A 441-nucleotide genomic window follows, 5' to 3' on the forward strand; every position below is an offset into this window, starting at 1 on the left:
CGGCTGGTGGAGTCCCTGGTGCTCGTCGACGGCGGCCTGCCGCTGCAGGTGCCGGCGGGGCTCAGCGACGAGGAGGTCATCCAGTCGGTGCTCGGCCCGGCCGCCGAACGGCTGGCCGCGACGTTCCCCACCCGGGAGGCGTACCGGGACTTCTGGCGGGTGCACCCGGCGTTCGCCGAGCATTGGAACGCGCTGGTGGAGGACTACGTGGACTACGACCTCGCCGGTGAGCCGCCGCTGTTGCGGCCGGCGACGAATTACGAGGCGATGGCCCGCGACACCGCCGACCTGAACAGCGGCGCCGTCCTGATGGACGCGCTGGAATCACTCGCTGTCCCGGCGGTGCTGCTGCGGGCCCCGCGCGGCCTGCTGAACGAAGACGCGGGCCTGTACACGCCCGGATACGTGGACGGCTGGGCGCGCCGGCTGCCGGCGCTGCGG

The 441-nt window shown here is 73.5% G+C and carries 1 pseudogene; it reads left to right on the plus strand.

Annotation, left to right across the window (positions count from 1 at the left end):
- Positions 1-441 (plus strand): annotated as a pseudogene (locus tag AC5RUJ_RS18395) (alpha/beta hydrolase); the annotation flags it as partial.

This window comes from Arthrobacter sp. Y3223164 (assembly GCF_059091005.1).